A 24358-nucleotide genomic window follows, 5' to 3' on the forward strand; every position below is an offset into this window, starting at 1 on the left:
TTGTGGATTTCGGGGCGCAGCGCTGGCCGCGCCCCTTGCAGGACGGAATGCGGATCATCCGCGGGATTTGAGGCGCTATGGCAAAGCTTAAGGTCGACGGGAAAGAGATTTCGGTACCCGACCACTATACGCTGCTGCAGGCGGCGGAAGAGGCGGGCGCGGAAGTGCCGCGCTTCTGCTTCCATGAGCGGCTGTCGATCGCCGGCAACTGCCGCATGTGCCTTGTCGAGGTGAAGGGCGGACCGCCCAAGCCGGCGGCATCCTGCGCCATGGGCGTGCGCGACCTGCGTCCCGGCCCGAACGGCGAGACGCCCGAAATCTTCACCAACACGCCGATGGTCAAGAAGGCCCGCGAAGGCGTGATGGAATTCCTGCTGATCAACCATCCGCTCGATTGCCCGATCTGCGACCAGGGCGGCGAATGCGATCTGCAGGACCAGGCGATGGCCTTCGGCCTCGACGGCTCCCGCTACAACGAAAGCAAGCGTGCGGTCGAAGACAAGTACATCGGCCCGCTGGTCAAGACGATCATGACGCGCTGCATCCACTGCACGCGCTGCGTCCGCTTCACCACCGAAGTTGCCGGCATCTCCGAGCTTGGCCTGATCGGCCGTGGCGAGGACGCCGAGATCACCACCTATCTCGAGCAGGCGATGACCTCCGAGCTGCAGGGAAACGTCATCGACCTGTGCCCGGTCGGCGCGCTGACCTCCAAGCCCTACGCCTTCCAGGCACGTCCGTGGGAGCTGACCAAGACTGAATCCATCGACGTGATGGACGCCGTCGGCTCGGCCATCCGCGTCGACACGCGTGGCCGCGAAGTGATGCGCATCATGCCGCGCATCAACGAGCAGGTGAACGAGGAGTGGATCTCCGACAAGACCCGCTTCATCTGGGACGGCCTGCGCACGCAGCGCCTCGATCGGCCTTACGTCCGCAAGGGCGGAAAGCTCGCTCCGGCGACCTGGCCGGAAGCTTTTGCCGCCATCAAGGACGCCGTCGCCAAGACCTCGGCCGAGCGCATCGGTGCGATCGCCGGCGATCTCGCGACAACAGAGGAAATGTATGCGCTCAAGCAGCTGATTTCCTCGCTCGGTTCGAAGAACATCGACTGCCGCCAGGATGGCGCTGCGCTCGATCCGTCGCTCGGCCGCGCCAGCTATATCTTCAACCCGACCATCGAAGGCATCGAGCAGGCTGACGCCATCCTGATCATCGGCGCCAACCCGCGCTTCGAGGCTTCGGTGCTCAATGCGCGTATCCGCAAGCACTGGCGCGCGGCCAATGTGCCGGTTGCCGTCATCGGCGAGATCGGCGACACCCGCTACGATTACGAACAGCTCGGCTCGGGCCCGGATACGCTCAAGGATCTGGCCGAAGGCAACGGCAAGTTCTTCTCGGTTCTCAAGAAGGCCTCGCACCCGCTGATCATCGTCGGCCAGGGCGCCATCGCGCGCTCCGACGGTGCTGCCGTGCTCGGCCAGGCGGCGAAGCTCGCGACTGCAGTCAAGGCGAGCCGCCCGGACTGGAACGGCTTTGCCGTGCTGCACACCGCAGCTGCCCGCGTCGGCGGCCTCGACGTCGGCTTCGTGCCGGGCGAGGGCGGCAAGAACGTCGCCGGCATGCTCGGCGACAGCGACGTGCTGTTCCTGCTCGGTGCCGACGAACTCGATCTGGCCAAGGCTGCGAACGCATTCGTGGTCTACATCGGCACCCATGGCGATACCGGCGCGCACCGCGCCGACGTCATCCTGCCGGCTGCCGCCTACACCGAAAAGTCCGGCACCTACGTCAACACCGAAGGCCGGGTGCAGCAGACCAGCCGCGCCGGCTTCGCGCCGGGCGAGGCCAAGGAAGACTGGGCGATCCTGCGTGCGCTGTCCGACGTGCTTGGCCACAAGCTGCCCTTCGATTCGCTGCAGCAGCTTCGCGCCAGGCTCTATCAGGACTTCCCGCATCTGCGCCGCATCGACGCGATCGACGCCGGCGACAACGACGACATTGCCAAGGTCGCCAAGCTTGGTGGCCGGCTGAACAAGGGCGCCTTCACCTCGGCGGTGAAGGACTTCTACCTCACCAACCCGATCGCTCGCGCGTCGGCGGTGATGGCCGAATGTTCGGCATTGGCCAAGAACGGCTTCAAGCAGGCGGCGGAGTAAAGGCTGTCATGGATACCTTTTTCTCCTTCTACGTCCTGCCGGCGTTGATCATCCTCTTGAAGTCGGTCGTCCTGATCGTCGTCCTGCTGATCTTTGTCGCCTACATCCTCTATGCCGACCGCAAGATCTGGGCCGCCGTCCAGCTGCGCCGCGGCCCGAACGTCGTCGGCCCCTGGGGCCTGCTGCAGGCCTTCGCCGATCTTTTGAAGTTTGTCTTCAAAGAGCCGATCATCCCGTCGGGCTCCAACAAGGGCGTGTTCCTGCTCGCGCCCGTCGTCTCGGCGGTGCTGGCGATCTCGGCCTGGGCGGTGATCCCGGTCAGCGAAGGCTGGGCGATCGCCAACGTCAATGTCGGCATCCTCTATGTCTTCGCCATTTCCTCGCTCGAGGTCTATGGCGTGATCATGGGCGGCTGGGCCTCGAACTCGAAATATCCGTTCCTCGGCGCGCTGCGTTCGGCGGCGCAGATGGTGTCCTATGAAGTCTCGATCGGCTTCGTCATCGTCTGCGTGCTGCTCACCGTCGGCTCGCTGAATCTCACCGACATCGTCCTGTCGCAGGGCGACGGCATCGGCACGCGCCTTGGCCTGCCGAATACCTTCCTCGACTGGAACTGGCTCGTCCTGTTCCCGATGTTCGTGATCTTCTTCATCTCGGCGCTGGCCGAGACCAACCGTCCGCCCTTCGATCTGGTCGAAGCCGAGTCGGAACTCGTCGCCGGTCACATGATCGAATATTCGTCGACGCCGTTCCTGCTGTTCTTCCTCGGCGAGTATGTCGCAATCGTGCTGATGTGCGCGCTGACGACGATCCTGTTCCTCGGCGGATGGCTGCCGCCGTTCGACTTCGCACCCTTCACCTGGGTTCCCGGCGTGATCTGGTTCGTGCTCAAGGTCTGCATGGTGTTCTTCATGTTCGCCATGGTGAAGTCCTTCGTGCCGCGCTACCGCTACGACCAGCTGATGCGCCTGGGCTGGAAGGTGTTCCTGCCGATCTCGCTGGCGATGGTCGTCATCACCGCCGCCGTCCTCAAGCTTACCGGAGCCGCATGATGTCCGCTCTCGCACAAGCCGCCAAATCGCTGCTGCTGCAGGACTTCGTCGGCGCCTTCTTCCTGTCGATGCGCCAGTTCTTCGCGCCCAAGGCGACGCTGAACTATCCGCATGAAAAGGGCCCGGTCAGCCCGCGCTTCCGTGGCGAGCATGCGCTGCGCCGCTATCCCAACGGCGAAGAGCGCTGCATCGCCTGTAAGCTGTGCGAGGCGATCTGCCCGGCCCAGGCGATCACCATCGAAGCCGGCCCGCGCCGCAACGACGGCACCCGCCGCACGGTGCGTTACGACATCGACATGGTGAAGTGCATCTATTGCGGCTTCTGCCAGGAAGCCTGCCCGGTCGACGCCATCGTCGAGGGGCCGAACTTCGAATTCGCGACGGAAACGCGCGAGGAGCTGTACTACGACAAGGACAAGCTGCTTGCGAATGGCGACCGGTGGGAGCGCGAAATCGCGCGCAACATCGCTATGGATTCGCCGTATCGCTGATGCCTGAACAATGGACGGGCCCAATCGGCTCGTCTAAGGAACGCGCGGTCTGCTTCGGAGGCGGAGCGAGGACGTGAACAGGGCAGGGCGCACAAGGCGCGCTGCCCGAACGGAAACCCGGGGGAACCCATGCTCAACGGACTTGAAGCGGTATTTTTCTACCTCTTCGCCTTCATCGCGGTGGCGTCGGCCTTCATGGTCATTTCGGCGCGCAACCCGGTTCACTCGGTGCTCTACCTGATCCTGACGTTCTTCAACGCGGCGGGCCTGTTCCTTTTGACCGGCGCCGAGTTCCTGGCGATGATCCTGCTCGTCGTTTATGTCGGCGCGGTGGCGGTGCTGTTCCTGTTCGTCGTCATGATGCTCGACGTCGACTTCGCCGAGCTGAAGTCGGGCGCGCTGCAATATGCGCCGATCGGCGCGCTTGTCGGCCTGATCCTCGCTGCCGAACTGATCGTTGTCACCGGCGGCTACGCCTTCGCGCCGAAACTGGCGACAGCCGTTGCGCAGCCGACGCCCGATATCGCGACGCGCCACAACACGGCAGCGCTCGGCGACATTCTGTACACAGACTACATCTACTTCTTCCAGATCGCCGGCCTCGTGCTTTTGGTCGCCATGATCGGCGCCATCGTGCTGACGCTGCGCCACAAGCCTAACGTCAAGCGCCAGGACATCTCGGCTCAGGTCGCCCGTACCCCGGCGACCGCGATCGAGGTCAAGAAGGTCGAGACAGGCAAGGGAATCTGACCATGGTTGTCGGCATCGCTCATTATCTGACGCTTTCGGCGGTCCTGTTCACGCTCGGCGTGTTCGGTATCTTCCTGAACCGCAAGAACGTCATCGTCATCCTGATGTCGGTCGAGCTGATCCTGCTCGCGGTCAATATCAACTTCGTGGCGTTCTCGGCCCAGCTCGGCGATCTCGTCGGCCAGGTGTTCGCGCTGTTCGTGCTCACGGTTGCCGCCGCCGAAGCGGCGATCGGACTTGCAATCCTCGTCGTCTTCTTCCGCAACCGCGGCTCCATCGCGGTCGAAGACGTGAACATGATGAAGGGCTGATCGGCCAATGATATACCACTTCATCGTCTTTCTTCCGCTTCTCGGCTTCCTGATCGCCGGCCTGTTGGGCCGCTCGATCGGAGCCAAGGCGTCCGAATACGTCACCTCGGGCTTCCTGGTGATATCGGCGGTCCTGTCCTGGATCGCCTTCGTGACAGTGGCCCTGGGCGGCGTCGAAGCCTTCACCGTGCCGGTGCTGCGTTTCCTGGACGTCGGCGGACTGCAGGCCGACTGGGCTCTGCGCATCGATACGCTGACCGCCGTCATGCTGGTGGTGGTCAACACTGTGTCGGCGCTGGTCCACATCTACTCGATCGGCTACATGCACCACGATCCGCATCGGCCGCGCTTCTTTGCCTATCTGTCGCTGTTCACCTTCGCCATGCTGATGCTGGTGACGTCTGACAACCTCGTCCAGATGTTTTTTGGCTGGGAAGGGGTGGGCCTCGCGTCCTACCTGCTGATCGGGTTCTGGTACAAGAAGCCGTCGGCGAACGCTGCCGCGATCAAGGCCTTCGTCGTCAACCGCGTCGGCGACTTCGGCTTCCTGCTCGGCATTTTCGGCCTCTACGTGCTGTTCGGCTCGGTCGAATTCAGCACCATCTTTGCCAGCGCTGCCTCCTACCTGCCGGCTGAAGGCGCCGCCGAACACGGTGGCACCGTGCTGAACTTCCTCGGCTACGCGCTGGACAAGCACAATGCATTGACCATCGTCTGCCTGCTGCTGTTCATGGGCGCCATGGGCAAGTCGGCGCAGGTGCCGCTGCACACCTGGCTGCCCGACGCCATGGAAGGCCCGACGCCTGTGTCGGCACTGATCCACGCGGCGACCATGGTCACCGCCGGTGTGTTCATGCTGGCGCGTCTGTCGCCGGTCTTCGAACTGTCGCACACCGCGCTCACCGTCGTCACCTTCATCGGCGCGATCACGGCGATCTTCGCGGCAACCGTTGGCCTGGTGCAAAACGACATCAAGCGCGTCATCGCCTATTCGACCTGCTCGCAACTCGGCTACATGTTCGTGGCACTCGGCATGGGCTTCTACTCGGCGGCGATCTTCCACCTGTTCACGCATGCCTTCTTCAAGGCGCTGCTGTTCCTGGGGTCGGGCTCGGTGATCCATGCCGTCTCCGACGAGCAGGACATGCGCAAGATGGGCGGCCTCCGCAAGCTGATCCCGACCACCTACTGGATGATGGTCATCGGCACGCTGGCGCTGACCGGCGTCGGCATCCCGGCGACGATCATCGGCACGGCCGGCTTCTTCTCCAAGGATGCCATCATCGAAGGCGCATTCGTCGGCCACAATGCGGTCGCGGGCTTCGCTTTCGCGATGCTGGTCATCGCTGCCTGCTTCACCAGCTTCTACTCCTGGCGCCTGATTTTCATGACCTTCCACGGCAAGCCGCGCGCCACCGCCGACGTCATGCACCATGTGCATGAATCGCCGCCGGTCATGTTGGTGCCGCTGTTTGTCTTGGCTGTCGGTGCGCTGTTGGCGGGCGTCGTCTTCCACGACCAGTTTATCGGCGAAGCCTACAACGAGTTCTGGAAGGGCGCGCTGTTCACGCTCGACACCAACCACATCCTGCACGATTTCCACGGCGTGCCGATGTGGGTGAAGCTGGCACCGTTCGCGGCGATGATCGGCGGGTTTGCCATGGCCTACCTGTTCTACATCCGCTCGCCGGAGATGCCGAAGGTGCTGGCGGAACGCCACCGCGGGCTCTACGCCTTCCTGCTCAACAAGTGGTACTTCGACGAGCTCTACGACTTCCTGTTCGTGCGCCCGGCCAAGTGGCTCGGCAGCTTCCTCTGGAAGAAGGGCGACGGCTGGTTGATCGACGGTTTCGGTGCCGACGGCATCTCGGCGCGCGTCGTTGACGTTACCAACCGCGTCGTCAAGCTGCAGACCGGTTACCTCTATCACTACGCATTCGCCATGCTGATCGGCGTGGCGGCCCTCGTTACCTGGATGATGCTCGGGAGCTCCTTCTGATGTCTGGCGTTCCCATTCTATCGCTGGTCACCTTTCTGCCGCTGGTCGGCGCGCTCCTGATCCTGCTGATCAGAGACGATGGTGACGCTGCCCGCCGCAATATCCGCAACGTCGCGCTTCTGACGACGGTGTTCACCTTCGCGGTGTCGCTGCTGATCTGGATCTATTTCGACAATGCGGAAGCTGGTTTCCAGTTCGTCGAGAAGGCCGCCTGGCTCGACTCCGGCATCTCTTACCACATGGGCGTGGACGGCATTTCGATGCTGTTCGTCATCCTGACGACCTTCCTGATGCCACTGTGCATCCTGGCAAGCTGGGAGTCGGTGGAGAAGCGCGTCAAGGAATACATGATCGCGTTCCTGATCCTGGAAACGCTGATGATTGGCGTGTTCTGCGCACTGGATATCGTGCTGTTCTACGTCTTCTTCGAAGCTGGCCTGATCCCGATGTTCATCATCATCGGTGTGTGGGGCGGCAAGCGTCGCGTCTATGCCAGCTTCAAATTCTTCCTGTTCACACTGCTCGGCTCGGTGCTGATGCTGCTCGCCGTCATGGCGATGTTCTGGCAGGCCGGCACGACCGACATCCCGACGCTGCTGGCCTATGACTTCCCGGCCAACATGCAGACATGGCTGTGGCTGGCGTTCTTTGCCTCGTTTGCGGTGAAGATGCCGATGTGGCCCGTTCATACCTGGCTGCCGGACGCTCACGTCGAGGCGCCGACGGCGGGCTCGGTGATCCTGGCGGGCATCCTGCTGAAGATGGGCGGTTACGGCTTCCTGCGCTTCTCGCTGCCGATGTTCCCGTTGGCGTCCGAATTCTTCGCCCCGCTGGTGTTTGCGATGTCGGCAATCGCCATCGTCTACACCTCGCTGGTGGCGCTGATGCAGGAAGACATCAAGAAGCTGATCGCCTACTCGTCGGTTGCCCACATGGGCTACGTGACCATGGGCATCTTCGCGATGAACGAGGCCGGCGTGCAGGGCGCGATCTTCCAGATGCTCAGCCACGGCCTGGTCTCAGGAGCGCTGTTCCTCTGCGTCGGCGTCGTCTATGACCGCATGCATACCCGCGAGATCGCGGCTTATGGCGGTCTGGTCAACAACATGCCGAAATATGCGGTGGCCTTCCTGATCTTCACCATGGCCAATGTCGGTCTGCCCGGCACTTCCGGCTTCGTCGGCGAGTTTCTGACGCTGTTCGGTGTCTTCCAGGTCAACACCTGGGTGGCGCTGATCGCGGCAACCGGCGTGATCCTGTCGGCGGCCTATGCACTGTGGCTCTACCGCCGCGTCGTGTTCGGCGCGCTGACCAAGGAAAGCCTGAAGGGTCTGTTCGACCTGTCGGGCCGCGAGAAGGTGGTGCTCTATCCGCTGATCATCCTGGTCATCTTCTACGGCGTCTATCCGGCGCCGGTGTTCGACGCTACGACAGCTTCGGTCAAGGCGCTGATCAACAACGTAACCGTATCGATCGACGCCGCGCAGACCGCGGCGGCGAACTGACAGGGGTTTTGCGAACCATGACGCCCGAACTCCTTTCGAGCCTCTCGCTCTCCGCTCCGGAGCTGATCATCGTCCTGGGCGCTCTGGCGCTTCTGATGATCGGCGTGTTCTCCGGCGAGCGCGCCAACTCGACCGTGACCGGTCTGGCCGTAGCCCTGCTGGTGGCGGCTGGCGCCTGGATGCTGGTGTTCGGCCATGACGGCGCGGGCTACGGCACGGCCTTCGTTTCTGATGCCTTCGCGCGCTTCATGAAATTCCTGACGCTGCTCGGTGCCGCGGTCACACTGATCATGTCGGTTGGTTTCGCCAAGGCCGAGAAGTTCGACAAGTTCGAGTTCCCGGTGCTGGTGCTGCTGGCGACGCTCGGCATGCTCTTGATGATCTCGGCCAACGACATGCTGGCGCTCTATCTCGGCCTCGAGCTGCAGTCGCTGGCGCTCTACGTCATTGCCGCGATCAACCGCGACAACGTGCGATCGACCGAAGCTGGCCTCAAGTACTTCGTCCTCGGCGCGCTGTCGTCGGGCATGCTGCTCTACGGCATCAGCCTCGTCTACGGCTACACCGGTCACACCTCGTTCGAGGCGATTGCCGCGGCCCTGACCGGTGGCGAGCGCCAGCTCGGCCTGGTCTTCGGCTTGGTCTTCGTGCTTGCTGGCCTGTGCTTCAAGATCTCGGCGGTGCCGTTCCACATGTGGACACCAGACGTCTATGAAGGCGCGCCGACGCCGGTCACGGCATTCTTCGCCGCTGCTCCGAAGATGGCGGCGATGGCGCTGATCGTGCGTGTCACCATGGGCGCGTTCGAGCCGATCGGCACCGACTGGCAGCAGATTATCGTCTTCGTCTCGATCGCCTCGATGGCGCTCGGCGCCTTCGCCGCAATCGGCCAGAAGAACATCAAGCGCCTGATGGCCTATTCGTCGATCGGCCACATGGGCTACGCGCTTGTCGGCCTTGCCGCCAACAGTGAAGCCGGCGTGCGCGGCGTGGTCATCTACATGCTGATCTACCTGGTGATGACGCTCGGCACCTTCGCCTTCATCCTCGCCATGCGGCGCAAGGACGGCAATGTCGAGCAGATTTCCGACCTCGCCGGCCTGTCCTCGACCAATCCTGTCATGGCGACGATCCTGACCATCCTGATGTTCTCGCTGGCCGGCATCCCGCCGCTCGCGGGCTTCTGGGGGAAGTGGTACGTCTTCCTCGCCGCGATCAACGCCAATCTCTACGCGCTGGCGGTCATCGGCGTGCTGGCTTCGGTGGTCGGTGCGTTCTACTATCTGCGCATCATCAAGATCATGTGGTTCGATGAGCCGGTTGGCGGTTTCCAGCCGATGGCGGGCGAGCTGCGGCTCGTGCTCGGCCTGTCGGGTGCGTTCGTGCTGTTCTACGTGCTGATCGGCGGCCCGATCGGGCAGATGGCGGAAGCTGCTGCCAAGACCTTCTTCTGACGGTATGGGGTTCCAGCTCGCACCGACAGCAACTGCCGACGGTTTCCGCCTCGAAGCCCATGACGCCGTGGGCTCGACCAACGCACTGGCGCTGGAACGGGCGATGGCCGGCGACCCTGGAAAACTCTGGGTCGTTTCGAAGAAACAGGAAAGCGGGCGTGGCCGACGTGGCCGCGCCTGGGCGACGCCGGAAGGCAATCTCGCAGCGACCCTGCTCAAGGTTCTCGACCACGACCTGCACTATGCGGCGACGCTTGGCTTTGTCGCCGGACTGGCGCTTGCCGATGCGCTCGACGCAGTTGCGCCGAATGCGCGCTTTTCGGTCGGCGTCGACGGCGGCAGCGGGCCGGGCGTCAAGCGTTTCGAGCTGAAATGGCCGAACGACGTCTTGGCTTCCGGCGCCAAGCTTGCCGGCATCCTGCTTGAATCGACATTGCTCGGGCAAGGCAGGCTAGCGATCGCCATAGGCATCGGCGTCAATGTCGTGGCGCATCCGACCGACGTGCCTTATCCCGCGACCTCGCTCGCCAGCCTGGGGGCTGGCGTCAATGCCGAGACCCTGTTCCTGGCGCTTTCCGATGCCTGGAGCGAAAACGAAGGCATCTGGGCCGGCGGCAGGGGACTGGCGGCGATCCGCAAGCGCTGGCTTGCGCGCGCGGCCGGCCTCGGCAGCGAAGTCGCCGTGCGGATCGAGGGAAATGTGGTGCGCGGCGTCTTCGAGACCATCGACGAGGATTGCCGCTTCGTGATCCGTGACACTAAAGGTGAGACGGTAAAGATCGCCGCCGGCGACGTGCATTTCGGCGCGGTCGCTTCGGCCGGCGCGGCCTGACAGGCCTGAAAGGATTTCTGGTATGGCTAAAGCGGAAAAAGCCGAGCTCGTATTCGTGCCGCTGGGCGGTGTCGGCGAGATCGGCATGAACTTCGCTCTCTATGGCTTCGGCCCGGCGAACAAGCGTGAATGGATCATCATCGACGTCGGCGTGACGTTCCCCGACGCGACGCTGCCCGGCGTCGACCTTGTGCTGCCCGACACGCGCTTCATCGAGAAGGAGCTGGAAAACCTCCGCGGCATCATCATCACGCATGCGCATGAAGACCATTATGGTGCACTGCACGACACCTGGCCGAAGCTGAAGGCACCTGTGTGGATGACGCCGTTCGCCGCCGGCCTGCTGGAAGCCAAGCGCCAGTCGGAGCAGGGTGCGCCGAAGATCCCGGTGACTGTCTACCGTGCCGGCGAAAAATTCACCGTCGGTCCGTTCGAGATCGAGGCGATCGCTGTCAGCCATTCGATCCCGGAGCCCGTGTCGCTGGCGATCACCTCGCCGGCCGGCACCGTGATCCATACCGGCGACTGGAAGATCGATCCCGCGCCCGAAATCGGCCCGATGACCGACGAGGCCCGCTTCCGCGCTTATGGCGACAAGGGCGTGCTGGCACTCGTCTGCGATTCGACCAATGCGCTGCGCGAGGGCGACTCGCCGTCGGAGCAGCAGGTCGGGCAGGGGCTGCGCAAGGTCATCGAGGAAGCCAAGGGCCGTGTCGCGGTCACGACCTTCTCGTCCAATGTCGGTCGCATCCGCTCGATCGCGGAAGCCGCGCGCGATGCCGGTCGACAGGTTCTCGTCATGGGCCGTTCGCTCAAGCGCGTCATCGACGTGTCGAGCGAACTCGGCTACATGGACGGGCTGCCCGAGTTCGTATCCGAAGAGGATTACGGCTACATCCCGCGCGAAAACCTCGTCGTCATCTGCACCGGCAGCCAGGGCGAACCGCGCGCAGCGCTTGCCAAGCTCGCGCGTGACGAGATGAAGTCGGTGGCGCTTTCGCCCGGCGATACCGTGGTGTTTTCCTCGCGCACCATTCCCGGCAACGAGAAGGCGATCCTCGAGATCAAGAACCTGCTCATCGATCAAGGCATCAAGATCATCGAGGACGGTGACGCGCTGGTTCACGTCTCCGGCCATCCACGCCGCTCGGAACTCAAGCGCATGTATGAGTGGGTTCGCCCGCGCATCGGCGTGCCGGTGCATGGTGAGGCCGCCCACCTTGTCGGTCAGGGTTCGTTGATGTCGCTGTCGGGCATTCCCGAGGTGGCGCAAATCCGCGACGGCGACATGCTGAGGCTGTGGCCGGGAGCTGCCGAGATCATCGACCAGGTGCCGTTCGGCCGCGTCTACAAGGATGGCAAGCTGATCGGTTCCGACGAGGCAATGGGCATTCGCGACCGGCGCAAGCTGTCGTTTGCCGGCCATGTTGCAGTCAACGTCGTGCTCGACGACAAGTACGAGCTCGCCGGCGACCCGGATCTGGTGGCGATCGGCGTCGCCGAAACCGATGCTGCCGGCGAAGATCTCGAGGAGCTGATGCTCGATGCGGCAATCGGCGCCGTGGACTCGATACCCCGCGCGCGGCGAAAAGACCTCGACCTGGTGCAGGAAGCCGTGCGTCGCGCTGTGCGCGGTGCCGCCAACGAAGCCTGGGGCAAGAAACCGCTGGTGACGGTGTTCGTCACGAGGTGAGCGGACAGGGAGTGGTGAATAGCGAACAGACGGCTGTTGTGGCCGTTTCGTCCTGTTCCGCGCTCACTGGTCGCCATTCGCTGGGATTTGGAACTATGCTTGGACGTCTCAACCACGTCGCGATCGCCGTGCCCGACCTCGCAGCGGCAAGTGCCGTCTATCGCGATACGCTCGGCGCCAATGTCGGCGCGCCGCAGGCGCTCCCGGAGCATGGCGTGACCGTGGTCTTCATCGACGTCGGCAACACCAAGATCGAGCTGCTCGAGCCGCTGGGCGAGGGGTCGCCGATTGCGGCGTTCCTGGCCAAAAGCCCGTCGGGCGGCATGCACCATGTCTGCTACGAGGTTGACGACATCCTGGCCGCGCGCGACCATCTCAAGGCGACGGGTGCTCGGGTGCTCGGCGACGGCAATCCGAAGATTGGGGCGCACGGCAAGCCGGTGCTGTTTCTCCACCCCAAGGATTTCCAGGGCACGCTGGTAGAACTGGAGCAGGTATGACCTGGGTATCACTCGCCGCGATGTATTTTGTCTTCTGGTGGCTGACCTTGTTCGCCATCCTGCCTTTTGGTCTGAAGACCCAGGACGACGACCGTGACGTGACGCTCGGCACGGAGGCAAGTGCGCCGCGCGGACCGCATATGCTGCGCGCTATGCTGTGGACGACGGTGGTGACCGCTGTGGTGATCGGGGCGTTCTATTTCGTCACTAAGGGGCTAGGCTACAGCTTCGACGATTTCCCGCAGTTCATTCCCGAGATCAATTGACGCATTCCTAGGGGTGAGAAACGCAGTTAGTGTTGCTTCATAGCGAAGCAGCATAAGCTGATGATTGCCCAAAAAAAATGCAAGGCACGAAGCCTTGCAATTTAAACGCGTCCGATCTGCTTTCCGTTGCCGGCGGCAGCGAGTTATCGCGCCTAGATCGCATCCTCCCAAGACTTTGACCGCGTAGGAGAGCGGATTTTTTCTCCGCCCTCTCGGTTATCGGGGCACATTAGACCAAGCCGAAATGAATTGTCACGCGGAATTTTGCTTCCTGGCGGGCAATCCTGTGCTGCGTTGCACAATTGATTGGCAAGTGCCCTCAATCAACCACAAAGCGCATTGTGACGCTGCGTCGAAACGGCATGCGCGGGTTTTCATTCCGCCTTGAAATGGCTATGAAGCCCGTTCAAGCAAGCCTCCTTGTCATGCCGATTCCGGCATCACCGATTTCATGGAACATTCGATGCGTCTGTCGCGCTATTTCCTGCCCATCCTGAAAGAGAATCCCCGCGAGGCGGAGATCGTTTCGCACCGGTTGATGTTGCGCGCGGGCATGATCAGGCAGCAGGGCCAGGGCAGCTTCTCCTGGTTGCCGCTGGGCAAGCGTGTGCTCGACAAGATCTGCCGCATCGTGCGCGAGGAGCAGGACCGGGCAGGGGCGCTGGAAATCCTGATGCCGACCATCCAGTCGGCCGAGCTGTGGCGCGAAAGCGGCCGCTATGACGACTACGGCAAGGAGATGCTGCGCATCAAGGATCGCAACGAACGCGACATGCTGTTCGGCCCGACCAATGAAGAGATGGTCACGGAAATCTTCCGGTCCTACGTCAAGTCCTACAAGGATCTGCCGCTCAATCTGTACCACATCCAGTGGAAGTTCCGCGACGAGATGCGTCCGCGCTTCGGCGTCATGCGTTCGCGCGAATTCCTGATGAAGGACGCCTACTCGTTCGACCTCGACTACGAAGGCGCGAAAGCTGCCTACAACCGCATGTTCGTTTCCTACCTGCGCACCTTCACCCGGATGGGCCTGCAGGCGATCCCGATGCGCGCCGACACCGGCCCGATCGGCGGCGATCTCAGCCACGAATTCATCATCCTGGCCGAGACGGGCGAAAGCCAGGTGTTCTGCCACCGCGACTACCTTGCTTTACCTGTGCCGGGCGCTGCGACCGATTTCGCCAATGACGGCGAGATCGACGGCATCGTCAAGCAGTGGACGACGCCTTATGCGGCAACCGAAGAGATGCATGACGAGGCCGGCTGGGCGGCGGTGCCCGAGGCCGACAAGGTGTCGGCGCGCGGCATCGAGGTCGGCCACATCTTTCACTTCGGCGAGAAGTATTCCAAGCCCATGGGCGCCAAGGTCATGGGCCCCGACGGCAAGGAGCATTTTGTGTCGATGGGCTCCTACGGAATCGGCCCGAGCCGCCTGATCGCCGCGATCATCGAGGCAAGCCACGACGAGAACGGCATCATCTGGCCGGAGGCCGTGGCGCCGTTCGACATCGGCCTGATCAACATGAAGGTCGGCGACGCCGACTGCGACCGCATCTGCGACGAGCTCTACAAGGCGTTCGAAGCGGCCGGCAAGGACGTGCTGTATGACGATACCGACCAGCGCGCGGGCGGCAAGTTCGCCACCGCCGATCTGATCGGCCTGCCCTGGCAGGTCATCGTCGGCCCGCGTGGTGCGGCTGTTGGCGAGGTCGAGATCAAGAACCGCAAGTCCGGCGAACGCCTGACGCTGCCGGTGGCCGAGGCGCTGGCCAAGCTGGGCGCCAACGCATGAACCAGGCGGTGGCGGCGAAACCGGCAGGGGCTGGGCCTTTCTCGGTGTTCGAACGCATGGTGGCATGGCGCTACCTGCGTTCGAAGCGCAAGGAGACGGTGATTTCCGTCATCGCTTCGATCTCCTTCCTCGGCATCATGCTGGGTGTCGCCACGCTGATCGTGGTGATGGCGGTGATGAACGGCTTTCGCGCCGAGCTGCTGACCCGCATCCTTGGCGTCAACGGCCATCTGGTGGTGACGGCGACCGATACGCCGCTGGAGGACTATGCCGCCGTCGCCGACCGCATCAACGGTGTGGCCGGCGTGAGATACGCGATCCCGCTGGTCGAGGGCCAGGTGCTCGCCCAGGGCAATGTCGGCGCTGGTTCCGGCGCACTGGTGCGTGGCATCAGGGGCGACGACTTAGGCAAGGTGACCTTGGTCGCCAACAACATCAGGCAGGGTTCGATCGTTGGCTTCGATCAGGGCGAGGGCGTGGTGATCGGCAAGCGCATGGCCGAGAACATGGGGCTGGTGCTGGGCGATTCCATCCGGCTGATTTCGCCCGACGGCGACGTGACACCGATGGGAACGACGCCGAGAGCCAAGGCCTATCCGATCACAGGCATCTTCGAAGTCGGAATGTCGGAATATGACAGCTCGATCGTGTTCATGCCGCTCAACGAGGCGCAGCTCTACTTCAACTCCGAAGGCAAGGTCGGCTCGATCGAGATTTATGTCGACAATCCCGACAATGTCGACGCGCTGAAACCCAAGGTCGAGGAAGCGGCGCAACGGCCGATCTTCCTCACCGACTGGCGCGAGCGCAACCAGACCTTCTTTTCGGCGCTGCAGGTCGAGCGCAACGTCATGTTCATGATCCTGACGCTGATCGTTCTGGTGGCGGCGCTGAACATCATTTCCGGCCTGATCATGCTGGTGAAGGACAAGGGCCACGACATCGCCATCCTGCGCACGATGGGGGCGACACGCGGCGCGGTGATGCGAATCTTCCTGATGACGGGGGCGGCCATCGGCATGACCGGAACGCTCGCCGGCGTGCTGCTCGGCGTCGTCATCTGCCTCAATGTCGAGCGTATCAGGCAGTTCTTCTCCTGGCTGTCGGGCACCGTGCTGTTCAACCCCGAGCTCTATTTCCTCAGCCAGCTGCCGGCCAAGATGGACATGAGCGAGACCATCTCTGTTGTGCTGATGGCACTGGTGCTGTCGTTCCTGGCGACGCTGTTTCCGGCATGGCGGGCGGCAACGCTCGATCCGGTCGAAGCCCTGAGGTATGAATGATGGGCATCGAGCATGTCATCGAGCTCAAGGGCGTCGAGCGCCACTATGAGCAGGGTTCGCGCAAGCTGACGATCCTCAACAATGCCAGCTTCGCGCTGAAGCCCGGCGAGATGGTGGCGCTGGTGGCGCCTTCGGGTGCCGGCAAGTCGACGCTTTTGCACACGGCGGGGCTGCTCGAGCGACCCGACGCCGGCGACGTCATCCTGAATGGGCGTGCCTGCGGGCGGCTGTCGGACGATGAGCGAACCGCCATCCGTCGCAACGACGTCGGCTTCGTCTATCAGTTCCATCACCTGCTGCCCGAATTCTCCGCGCAGGAGAATGTGATGATGCCGCAACTGGTGAAGGGCCTGTCGCGCAAAGAAGCGGCCGAGCGAGCCGGTATGCTGCTCGACTACATGAAGATCGGCAAGCGGGCGCAGCATAGGCCGTCGGAGCTGTCAGGCGGCGAGCAGCAGCGCGTGGCGATTGCCCGCGCGGTGGCCAATGCGCCGCTGGTGCTTTTGGCCGACGAGCCGACTGGCAATCTCGACCCGGTGACGGCGGGTTATGTCTTCGACGCGCTTTCAGCACTTGTGCGGCAGTCGGGCTTGGCGGCCCTGATCGCCACCCACAACCACGAACTTGCAGGACGCATGGATCGTCGCGTTACGCTTTCCGAAGGCAAGATCGTGCCCTTGTAGGGCTGCCTTTCTTCCGTCCACGGTGTTTCCAGAAGCGAGCTGCTGCCCGCTTCACATCTCGTGCGGTCCGTTACCGCTGGTGGTCCGCGGCCCTTCTCACAAGGCAGGCTGACGCGGCCGCATGCTCTGCGGTTGCCTCGCGCCCGCGAGTTTCCATTCCGCCACGAAATGGCTATGAAGCCTGTGCACTGAAGCTGTGCGCCGATTCCGGCGCATCGTTCCTCATTTTGCGGACCAGCCCATGCGTTTGTCGTGCAGTTTCCTGCCCCGGCAGGTCATCGTCGGACCGCGTCGCGTTGCCGCCGGCGAGTTCGAAATCAACCGCAAGAGCGACACGCGCGAAACGGTGCGACTGGCCAGCACCCTCCAGCGCCTGGGCGTTGCCGCATGAGCCAGACAAGCGCAGCCAAGCCGGCAGGCGCGGGACCTTTTTCGAGTTTCGAGCGCATGGTGGCGTGGCGCTATCTGCGCTCGCGTCGCAACGAAACGATGGTATCGGTGATCGCCTCGATCTCTTTCCTTGGCATCATGCTGGGTGTCGCCACGCTGATTGTCGTGATGGCGGTGCTGAACGGTTTCCGTGCGGAGCTGCTGTCGCGGATTCTTGGCATCAACGGCCATCTCATCGTCACGCCGGTCGATTTGCCGCTGGAGGACTATGCCGAGCTTGCCAAGCGGATCAATGGTGTCCCAGGCGTCAAATACGCCATTCCACTGGTCGAAGGTCAGGTGCTGGCACGGGGCAATGTCGGCGCCGGTTCCGGCGCGCTGGTGCGCGGCATCCGCGGAGAGGATCTCGGCAAGATCACGCTGGTTGCCAACAACATCAAACAGGGGGACATCGCCGGTTTCGATACGGCCGGCGGCGTCGCAATCGGCAGCCGCATGGCTAGGAATCACGGCCTGGCGCTGGGCGACATCATTACGGTGATCGCGCCTGACGGCGATGTCAGTCAGCTTGGCACGACGCCACGCCTGCAAGGCTATGCGGTCACGGCGATCTTCGAAGTCGGCATGTCGGAATACGACGCCTCGATCATCTACATGCCGTTGTCTGAAGCGCAGACGTACTTCAACTCCGAAGGCAAGGCGCAGAGCCTCGAGGTCTATCTCGACAATCCCGACAATGTTGACGCGATCAGGTCCAAGGTGGAGGAGGCAGTACAGCGGCCAATCTTCCTGACCGACTGGCGCGAGCGCAACCAGACCTTCTTTTCGGCGCTGCAGGTCCAGCGCAACGTCATGTTCATGATCCTGACGCTGATCGTGCTGGTGGCGGCGCTGAACATCATTTCCGGCCTGATCATGCTGGTGAAGGACAAGGGCCACGACATCGCCATCCTGCGCACGATGGGCGCGACACGCGGTGCGGTGATGCGAATCTTCCTGATGACGGGAGCTGCCATCGGCATGGCCGGCACGCTCGCCGGCGTGCTGCTTGGCGTGGTCATCTGCCTCAATGTCGAGCGCATCAGGCAGTTCCTTTCCTGGCTGTCGGGCACCGTGCTGTTCAACCCCGAGCTCTATTTCCTCAGCCAGCTGCCGGCCAAGATGGATGTCGGCGAGACCATCTCGGTGGTGCTGATGGCGCTGGTGCTGTCGTTCCTGGCGACGTTGGTTCCGGCATGGCGGGCGGCCGCGCTCGATCCGGTCGAAGCCCTGAGGTATGAATGATGGGCATCGAGCATGTCATCGAGCTCAAGGGCGTCGAGCGCCACTGACGCTTGCCGAAGGCGCCCGGCGCTTGAGCCGGACGAATCTGTTCTCAACCGCTGTCCCTATCGCCTGATGATGCCGTCGCCTGTTCGTTAACGGGCGAAGGTCTCGGTGCGCCTGGATAAACCCTTCATTTACTGTCGAATCGGTTGCGGCGAGTGGCTGCTGCCGGATGCAATGGCTCGCGTTGACATTTGAACAAAAATAGAACAAATTACGAACATATTAAAAACAGGAGCAACAGATGACCGAGCTGGTACAGGATGTCATTTCGATGGTCTGCATGAGCACCTTCCTTGTCACCATGGCTGTGTGGATCGGCGCACTCTGATTGGAGTGCCTGGTGAGCAGCGCGAGCTGGATCCCAACCTGAAACAGGGCACCGGGTAAATGCCGACACCGTGCGGGCTGAAATCGCCACGACGGAAAAGACTGAGCCAGCGTCGCTTGGCGCAAAATGAGTTGAATCAAGCGCGGATCTCAGCTGCCGCGCGGGAAGGCGGCCTCAGGCCGTCTTCCGGACAGCGGTCGCGGTGATTTCGGCCGGCCCGAATATCTCTTCGAAGGCAGTTTTAAGCGCGACATCCAGGTCATCAATGGTCACCGGTAGGCCAAGGTCGACGAGGCTGGTAACGCCGTGGTCGGTGACGCCGCACGGCACGATGCCGGAGAAATGGCCGAGCTCTGGTTCGACGTTGATGGCGATGCCGTGGAAACTGACCCAGCGGCGAAGACGGATGCCGATGGCTGCGATCTTGTCTTCCGCTGGCGAGCCGTCGGGCAGGGCCGGGCGCTCGGGCCGCACCACCCAGACGCCGACGCGGTCCTCTCGCCGTTCGCCCTTCACGTTGAAGGCGGCAAGCGCCGAAATGATCCAGGCTTCGAGTGCCGCAACGAAGGCGCGGACGTCCTCGTGCCTTCGCTTGAGGTCGAGCATGACATAGGCCACGCGTTGGCCGGGCCCATGATAGGTGTATTCGCCACCGCGCCCGGTCTTGAAGACGGGAAACCGGTCGGGCTCGACAAGGTCCTGTTCCTGGGCGCTGGTGCCGGCGGTGTAAACAGGCGGGTGCTCGACGAGCCAGACCATCTCGCCTGATGTGCCCTGGCGAATCGCATCTGCGCGCTGTTCCATGAAGGCGAGCGCCTGATCGTAGGGCGTCAGGCCTGGTTCGATTCGCCATTCGACCGGTGCTGAACCGGGAAGGGCAAGAAACGACGTGGCGATCAGGCTGCGTTCGGTCATTCTGGGGTCCGTTCGTCGACCTGATATGGCGGCTTGGGGATAAAACGTCCAGTGGTCAGGCTTAGAAAGCCGGCTATCGCAGCCTCCGTCATGCGGCTTCCCTTGGGGTATGCAAGAATGATGGACGAATATCGCACAGGGCGCTTGTTTCCCCGGAAACGATTTGCTACATGCCGCGAGCCGGTTCGGACCGGCCCTTCGTGACAGTGCGGTCGTGGCGGAATTGGTAGACGCGCAGCGTTGAGGTCGCTGTGGGGCAACCCGTGGAAGTTCGAGTCTTCTCGACCGCACCAGTCACTCCTAAGCGGACATGCCCGCTTGGCCGGCCAGATGCGCCGGTAGGCTGAAAAGCTGGAAATTCCTCAATCATCAAACACATGCAGGATGTTGACGGCCCTTTTTAAGGTTCCGTCTGAACTGCTGCAGCCAGGTCGGCCATCCACAAGCCGCCGTCATCATGATGTGGCGGCGCGTAGGCGCGGCCCTGCGGAATCGTTTCGAAGCGGGCGCCTGTTTCGTCGGCAAGATAGTCGTAGCCGATCGGCTGGTCGCGAAGCTGCGGATCGAGGTGATTGTAAAGATCGCGGCGCGCCGTACGCCTGACCGGGGCAATCATCTTGAGATGATAGAGGTTCAGGTCGCAGGGCCGCTCGAGATAGCGGCCGTCGCGCGGATACCAGCATGCATGCATGCCACGGTCGGGCAGTTCGGCTGCATCAAAGGCGGGGAAGAGCCGGTAGCGGACCTTCTGTCCCCAGATGCCGTCGATGCGATAGGCGTCTGCCTCGTAGAGTTCGCGCAGGTTGAAGCCCCAGGCCGTCGGCTTGCGCGGACGAAGCAGCTTGCGAATGGCGGTCGCAGCGCCGATCTCGAATCGCTCGTCCGGATCCATGGCAAGAATCCAGTCGGCGCCGGCGGTCCGCGCGGCGCCGATGAGGGTGCGCTGGCGCTCGAACTCACTGCTGACAATCCCGGTGGAGGCGCGGTCGTCCAGCGCGACCCAGCCGTCGACGATCGGATCGATGTTGGTCAGCAGGTCGGGCACCAGATGGGCGTCGTAGCGGTAGCTGAAAACGGCAAGTACCGTCTGCCGGCGGCGGAAAAAATCGCGCCAACCGCGTCGGCGCTGTGGCTTGGCGGTGACGGTGATCATGGCCGCAGCCCGTGCCGGCTTAGGGGAGCGATTATAGATTTGTCCCTGCTGTCGGCCGCCATCAAAACGCCGGCGGCCTTGGCGAGCAGGCTGAGCCGCAGGATGGGCATGGCCCGCAGCGTCTGGATGAGTTCGCCCCCGGAGAGCCCCGCCATGGCCAGCTGGCGGGCGGGGCGGTGCTGGCGCAGCACATCGCGGGCGATCTTGCGCAAGGATTTGCCGGACAGCCGGTGCATTTCGCGGCCGTAGTTGGTACCGCGCTGATACTGGTCGATCAGCAAGCGCAAGATCCTCGTTTCGTTGAGGTGGACCGTTCTTATGTCGCCATCCCAGGCCGGCTTGAGCTCGGCGGGCAGGCGCAACAGGAATTCGCTGTCCTCGCCCGTCGCCATCGTCTCGTCATAGAGGCCATGACGCGCAAACAGGCCGCGCTCGAAGGAGGCGCCATAGCGAATCGCCTGTTCCTCCGGCAATCCGGGCAGGCGGCGCATGAACAGGCTGAGATGGGCGGCGCATGCGACCAGATTTTGCGGCTTGCTGTTGATCACAGCACTGGCGACGACAGGCGCGCCGGCCTTATGGCGCGCAAGGCGGCGCTCGACCCAGCCGGGTGCGGCGCGGCAATCATCGGCGAGGAAGGCGACGTAGGGCGCCCTGGTTCGTTCGATGCCGCGGTTTCTGGCGGCGCCGACATAAAGGCGCTCCTCGAATTCGACGAAAGCGACGTCGAGGCCGTGGCGGCGGAGCAGGGCGCCGATGTCACCGCCGCCGGAATTGACGACGAGAATGTCGGTCGCCACCGACTGTTCGCGCAACGAGCGGACGGCGCCGACGATTTCCGCCGGAGCCCGGTAGCCAATGACGATGGTGGCAAGTTCAGGAGCAGGTGCTGGTTGTGACGACATTCAGTGCGCGCATGTTATCCACGTTACACTGCGATCGTCCCTTCGCAATGCAGGGACGATAACACACATTCCGTCGCGCTCAAGTAGTGGTGTCTGTCTTAAGGGCCGACGCCATGCGAACAGGGCGTGGCGTCGGCGGTGACGTGCGCCGCATCGCCGCCGGCCAGGCGGCGATGCCCAAGGGATGGTGGAGCCGGGCAAGCTCGCGAGCTGAAGCAGTGTGCCGGGGCGGCTCTGCGCGCTTGAGACCTGGCAGAGCCGGCTTTCGTCAGCGCCCGCGCCAGGCGAGCAGGCGCATTGCGTTTGCGGTGACCAGCACGGTCGCGCCTGTGTCGGCCAGGATCGCCGGCCACAGGCCGGTGATGCCCATGATCGTCGTCACCAGGAAGACCGCCTTGAGGCCGAGCGCGATGGTGATGTTCTGGGCGATGTTGCCCATCACCGTCCTGGACAGTGCGATCATGTCGGGGATATCGCTGACGCGGCCATGCAGGATCGCGGCGTCGGCAGTTTCGAGCGCGACATCTGTGCCGCCGCCCATGGCGACGCCGAAGTCGGCCGCGGCCAAAGCAGGGGCGTCGTTGATGCCGTCACCGACCTTGGCGACAACTTGGCCCTGCTTCTGTAGTTCGCGCACGATGCGCTGCTTGTCGTCTGGCATCAACCCGGCGCGGACGTTGATGCCGAGTCCCTTGCCGATGGCTTTGGCAGTGGCCTCGTTGTCGCCGGTCAGCATGACTGTGGCGATGCCATCGTCCTTGAGCCGGGCGAGAGCGGCGATGGCATCGGCGCGCGGCTCGTCGCGCATGGCGAGAATGCCCGCGACCCTGCCGTCGACGAGCAGCACCGAGACTGTCTTGCCGTCGGCATTGAAGGCGGCGATCCGCTCCTTTTGTTCGGCTGACAGCCCGGCCATTTCTTCGGCAGCACCAGGTGAGGCGAGGAAAACCTCCTCGCCGCCGACCCTGGCTGTCACGCCCTTGCCGGCGATGGCCTTGGCGGCATTGGCCGGTGGTATTGGCACGCCATCGGCCTTGGCGCGCCCGAGGATGGCCAGCGCCAGCGGATGGCTGGAGCCTGTTTCCAATGCGGCGGCGCGCGACAGGACATTGGCCTCGGAGAGGCCGATGCCGATGATGTCGGTGACTTTCGGTTTGCCTTCGGTCAGCGTGCCGGTCTTGTCGAGCGCGACCGTGGTGACGCGGCGCATGCCCTCGAGCACGGCGCCGCCCTTGAGCAGCAGGCCGCGGCGGGCGCCGGCGGACAGGCCGGCGGCGATCGCGGCAGGCGTCGAGATGACCAGCGCGCAGGGACAGCCGATCAGCAGGATGGCGAGGCCCTTGTAGATCCACTCCGACCAGTCGCCGCCGGCAACCAAAGGCGGCAGGATGGCGACCAGCGCGCCGACGACGAGGACGGCAGGGGTGTAATAGCGCGAGAAGCTGTCGATGAAGCGCTCGGTCGGCGCCTTGCTCTCCTGCGCTTCCTCGACCAGCTTGATGACGCGAGCAATGGTGTTGTCGGCGGCAGCTGCGGTAACGCGGACCCTGAGCACCGCATCGGTGTTGATCGTGCCGGCAAAGACGTCGTCGCCTGCACTCTTCGACTTGGGCACGCTCTCGCCGGTGACAGGGGCTTCGTCGAGCGTGCTCGATCCTTCGACGATTGTGCCGTCGGCGGCAACGCGGTCGCCCGGCCGGACCAACATGATCGCGCCGACCTGAAGCGTGTCGGCGGCAACTTCGCGCGTCGTGCCACCTTCCTCGACCAGGGCGGTCTTGGGGACGAGGTCGGCAAGGCCGCGAATGCTGGCGCGTGCGCGGCGGGCGGCGACGCCTTCGAGCAATTCGCCGATGAGGAACAGCAGGACGACCATCGTTGCTTCTTCGGTCGCGCCGATGAACACCGCGCCGACGGCAGCGATGGTCATCAAGGTCTCGATGGAGAACGGCGTGCCCGATATGGCACCGGCATATGCGCGACGGGCGACCGGCACCAAGCCGACCGCAAGTGCTGCCAGAAAAGCCCAATGCCCGATCTGCGGCAAGAGCTGGCCGATGGCGTAGGCGGCGACAAGTGCTGCACCGCAGGTGATGGTGAGCTTGGCCTTGCGCGATTTCCACCACGGGCCGTCGTCGAGGTCGAAATGATCGTGGCCGGCCCCGGCAACATTTGCCGCCGCCGCGCCATGGCCGTGTCCGGAATGGTCGCCATGATCGTGGGCGGAATGGACGTGACCTGCATGGTCATGGCCGGCGTGGTCGTGGCTGCAGTTCGGGCCGTGCTCATGGACATGAGCCGTCGGTGCCGCGGTCCTGGCTGCGCCCACTTCGGCAACCGAGTAGCCAAGCGCCTTCACCTGTTTCGAGATGGCGGCGGAGGGGGCGGGGCCCTGATGGGTGACGATCATGGTGCCGGCCGACACCGAAATGCCGACCTCGGTGATGCCGGGCAGGCGGCTGACCGCGTTTTCGATCTTGGTCGCGCAAGAGGCGCAATCCATGCCGCCGACGCGGAAGCGTGTCTTGCCGTGGCTGGCGTCGTTCATTTCAGGTCCTTTCAATCCTA

Annotated in this window: 21 protein-coding genes and 1 tRNA gene; 18 read left to right on the forward strand and 4 right to left on the reverse strand. The window is 63.4% G+C overall.

Annotation, left to right across the window (positions count from 1 at the left end; genetic code table 11):
* Nucleotides 1-77: 77 nt before the first annotated feature.
* The 17 genes from nuoG (at nucleotide 78) to SLT36_RS13565 (ending at nucleotide 18444) form a co-directional block, all read left to right on the forward strand.
* Nucleotides 78-2159 carry an NADH-quinone oxidoreductase subunit NuoG gene (nuoG, locus tag SLT36_RS13485; protein WP_432288086.1) on the forward strand — a complete coding sequence of 694 codons (2082 nt, stop codon included), beginning with the start codon at nucleotides 78-80 and terminating at the stop codon, nucleotides 2157-2159.
* A gap of 8 nt (nucleotides 2160-2167) precedes the next feature.
* Complete coding sequence (gene nuoH / locus SLT36_RS13490) at nucleotides 2168-3211, forward strand: NADH-quinone oxidoreductase subunit NuoH (RefSeq protein ID WP_067960748.1); 1044 nt, start codon at nucleotides 2168-2170, stop codon at nucleotides 3209-3211.
* Nucleotides 3211-3702, forward strand: a complete 492-nt coding sequence (nuoI, locus tag SLT36_RS13495; RefSeq protein WP_055970601.1) for an NADH-quinone oxidoreductase subunit NuoI — start codon at nucleotides 3211-3213, stop codon at nucleotides 3700-3702. Before nuoH ends, nuoI begins: the two co-directional genes overlap by 1 nt.
* 129 nt (nucleotides 3703-3831) lie before the next feature.
* The gene (locus tag SLT36_RS13500) at nucleotides 3832-4452 is read left to right on the forward strand and encodes an NADH-quinone oxidoreductase subunit J (RefSeq protein ID WP_067960751.1); all 621 of its coding nucleotides are present in this window, start codon (nucleotides 3832-3834) and stop codon (nucleotides 4450-4452) included.
* A gap of 2 nt (nucleotides 4453-4454) precedes the next feature.
* Nucleotides 4455-4763 carry an NADH-quinone oxidoreductase subunit NuoK gene (gene nuoK / locus SLT36_RS13505; protein ID WP_067960754.1) on the forward strand — a complete coding sequence of 103 codons (309 nt, stop codon included), beginning with the start codon at nucleotides 4455-4457 and terminating at the stop codon, nucleotides 4761-4763.
* Nucleotides 4764-4773: 10 nt separating this feature from the next.
* Nucleotides 4774-6762, forward strand: a complete 1989-nt coding sequence (gene nuoL / locus SLT36_RS13510; protein ID WP_432288322.1) for an NADH-quinone oxidoreductase subunit L — start codon at nucleotides 4774-4776, stop codon at nucleotides 6760-6762.
* Nucleotides 6762-8267, forward strand: a complete 1506-nt coding sequence (locus SLT36_RS13515) for an NADH-quinone oxidoreductase subunit M (RefSeq protein WP_067960757.1) — start codon at nucleotides 6762-6764, stop codon at nucleotides 8265-8267. The genes nuoL and SLT36_RS13515 overlap by 1 nt, the downstream gene beginning before the upstream one ends.
* 17 nt (nucleotides 8268-8284) lie before the next feature.
* A complete protein-coding gene (gene nuoN / locus SLT36_RS13520) occupies nucleotides 8285-9721 on the forward strand; it encodes an NADH-quinone oxidoreductase subunit NuoN (protein ID WP_432288088.1) in 1437 nt (478 codons plus the stop codon).
* A gap of 4 nt (nucleotides 9722-9725) precedes the next feature.
* Entirely contained in the window at nucleotides 9726-10553 is an 828-nt protein-coding gene (locus SLT36_RS13525) for a biotin--[acetyl-CoA-carboxylase] ligase (RefSeq protein WP_432288089.1), read from the forward strand.
* A gap of 22 nt (nucleotides 10554-10575) precedes the next feature.
* Nucleotides 10576-12246, forward strand: a complete 1671-nt coding sequence (locus SLT36_RS13530; RefSeq protein WP_432288091.1) for a ribonuclease J — start codon at nucleotides 10576-10578, stop codon at nucleotides 12244-12246.
* A 95-nt stretch (nucleotides 12247-12341) separates the two neighbouring features.
* Nucleotides 12342-12746, forward strand: a complete 405-nt coding sequence (gene mce, locus SLT36_RS13535; RefSeq protein WP_192315673.1) for a methylmalonyl-CoA epimerase — start codon at nucleotides 12342-12344, stop codon at nucleotides 12744-12746.
* On the forward strand, nucleotides 12743-13012 hold the full coding sequence (locus tag SLT36_RS13540; protein WP_067960771.1) for a DUF1467 family protein: 270 nt from the start codon (nucleotides 12743-12745) through the stop codon (nucleotides 13010-13012). Before mce ends, SLT36_RS13540 begins: the two co-directional genes overlap by 4 nt.
* Nucleotides 13013-13475: 463 nt before the next feature.
* Entirely contained in the window at nucleotides 13476-14804 is a 1329-nt protein-coding gene (gene proS / locus SLT36_RS13545) for a proline--tRNA ligase (RefSeq protein ID WP_432288093.1), read from the forward strand.
* Nucleotides 14801-16087 carry a lipoprotein-releasing ABC transporter permease subunit gene (locus SLT36_RS13550; protein WP_432288095.1) on the forward strand — a complete coding sequence of 429 codons (1287 nt, stop codon included), beginning with the start codon at nucleotides 14801-14803 and terminating at the stop codon, nucleotides 16085-16087. The genes proS and SLT36_RS13550 overlap by 4 nt, the downstream gene beginning before the upstream one ends.
* The gene (locus tag SLT36_RS13555; RefSeq protein WP_067960781.1) at nucleotides 16087-16770 is read left to right on the forward strand and encodes an ABC transporter ATP-binding protein; all 684 of its coding nucleotides are present in this window, start codon (nucleotides 16087-16089) and stop codon (nucleotides 16768-16770) included. The genes SLT36_RS13550 and SLT36_RS13555 overlap by 1 nt, the downstream gene beginning before the upstream one ends.
* Nucleotides 16771-17011: 241 nt before the next feature.
* Complete coding sequence (locus tag SLT36_RS13560; protein WP_432288097.1) at nucleotides 17012-17161, forward strand: hypothetical protein; 150 nt, start codon at nucleotides 17012-17014, stop codon at nucleotides 17159-17161.
* Entirely contained in the window at nucleotides 17158-18444 is a 1287-nt protein-coding gene (locus SLT36_RS13565) for a lipoprotein-releasing ABC transporter permease subunit (protein WP_432288099.1), read from the forward strand. Before SLT36_RS13560 ends, SLT36_RS13565 begins: the two co-directional genes overlap by 4 nt.
* 547 nt (nucleotides 18445-18991) lie before the next feature.
* Here the strand turns inward: SLT36_RS13565 and lipB are convergent.
* On the reverse strand, nucleotides 18992-19732 hold the full coding sequence (lipB, locus tag SLT36_RS13570) for a lipoyl(octanoyl) transferase LipB (RefSeq protein ID WP_432288101.1): 741 nt from the start codon (nucleotides 19730-19732) through the stop codon (nucleotides 18992-18994).
* Nucleotides 19733-19940: 208 nt separating this feature from the next.
* On the opposite strand from lipB, the gene SLT36_RS13575 reads away from it, so the two are divergent.
* A tRNA-Leu gene (locus tag SLT36_RS13575) sits at nucleotides 19941-20025 on the forward strand.
* Between the two features lie 107 nt (nucleotides 20026-20132).
* On the opposite strand, the gene SLT36_RS13580 is transcribed toward SLT36_RS13575, so the two are convergent.
* The 3 genes from SLT36_RS13580 to SLT36_RS13590 all read right to left on the reverse strand — a co-directional run bounded on the left by SLT36_RS13580 (nucleotide 20133) and on the right by SLT36_RS13590 (nucleotide 24338).
* A complete protein-coding gene (locus SLT36_RS13580) occupies nucleotides 20133-20885 on the reverse strand; it encodes a hypothetical protein (protein WP_432288103.1) in 753 nt (250 codons plus the stop codon).
* Nucleotides 20882-21790: a glycosyltransferase family 2 protein gene (locus SLT36_RS13585; RefSeq protein ID WP_432288105.1), complete on the reverse strand. Its 909-nt coding sequence runs from the start codon at nucleotides 21788-21790 to the stop codon at nucleotides 20882-20884. The genes SLT36_RS13580 and SLT36_RS13585 overlap by 4 nt, the downstream gene beginning before the upstream one ends.
* 268 nt (nucleotides 21791-22058) lie before the next feature.
* Nucleotides 22059-24338: a heavy metal translocating P-type ATPase gene (locus SLT36_RS13590; protein ID WP_432288107.1), complete on the reverse strand. Its 2280-nt coding sequence runs from the start codon at nucleotides 24336-24338 to the stop codon at nucleotides 22059-22061.
* Nucleotides 24339-24358 lie beyond the last annotated feature (20 nt).

The sequence above is a fragment of the Aminobacter sp. BA135 genome, from assembly GCF_050859125.1.
GTDB lineage: Bacteria > Pseudomonadota > Alphaproteobacteria > Rhizobiales > Rhizobiaceae > Aminobacter > Aminobacter ciceronei.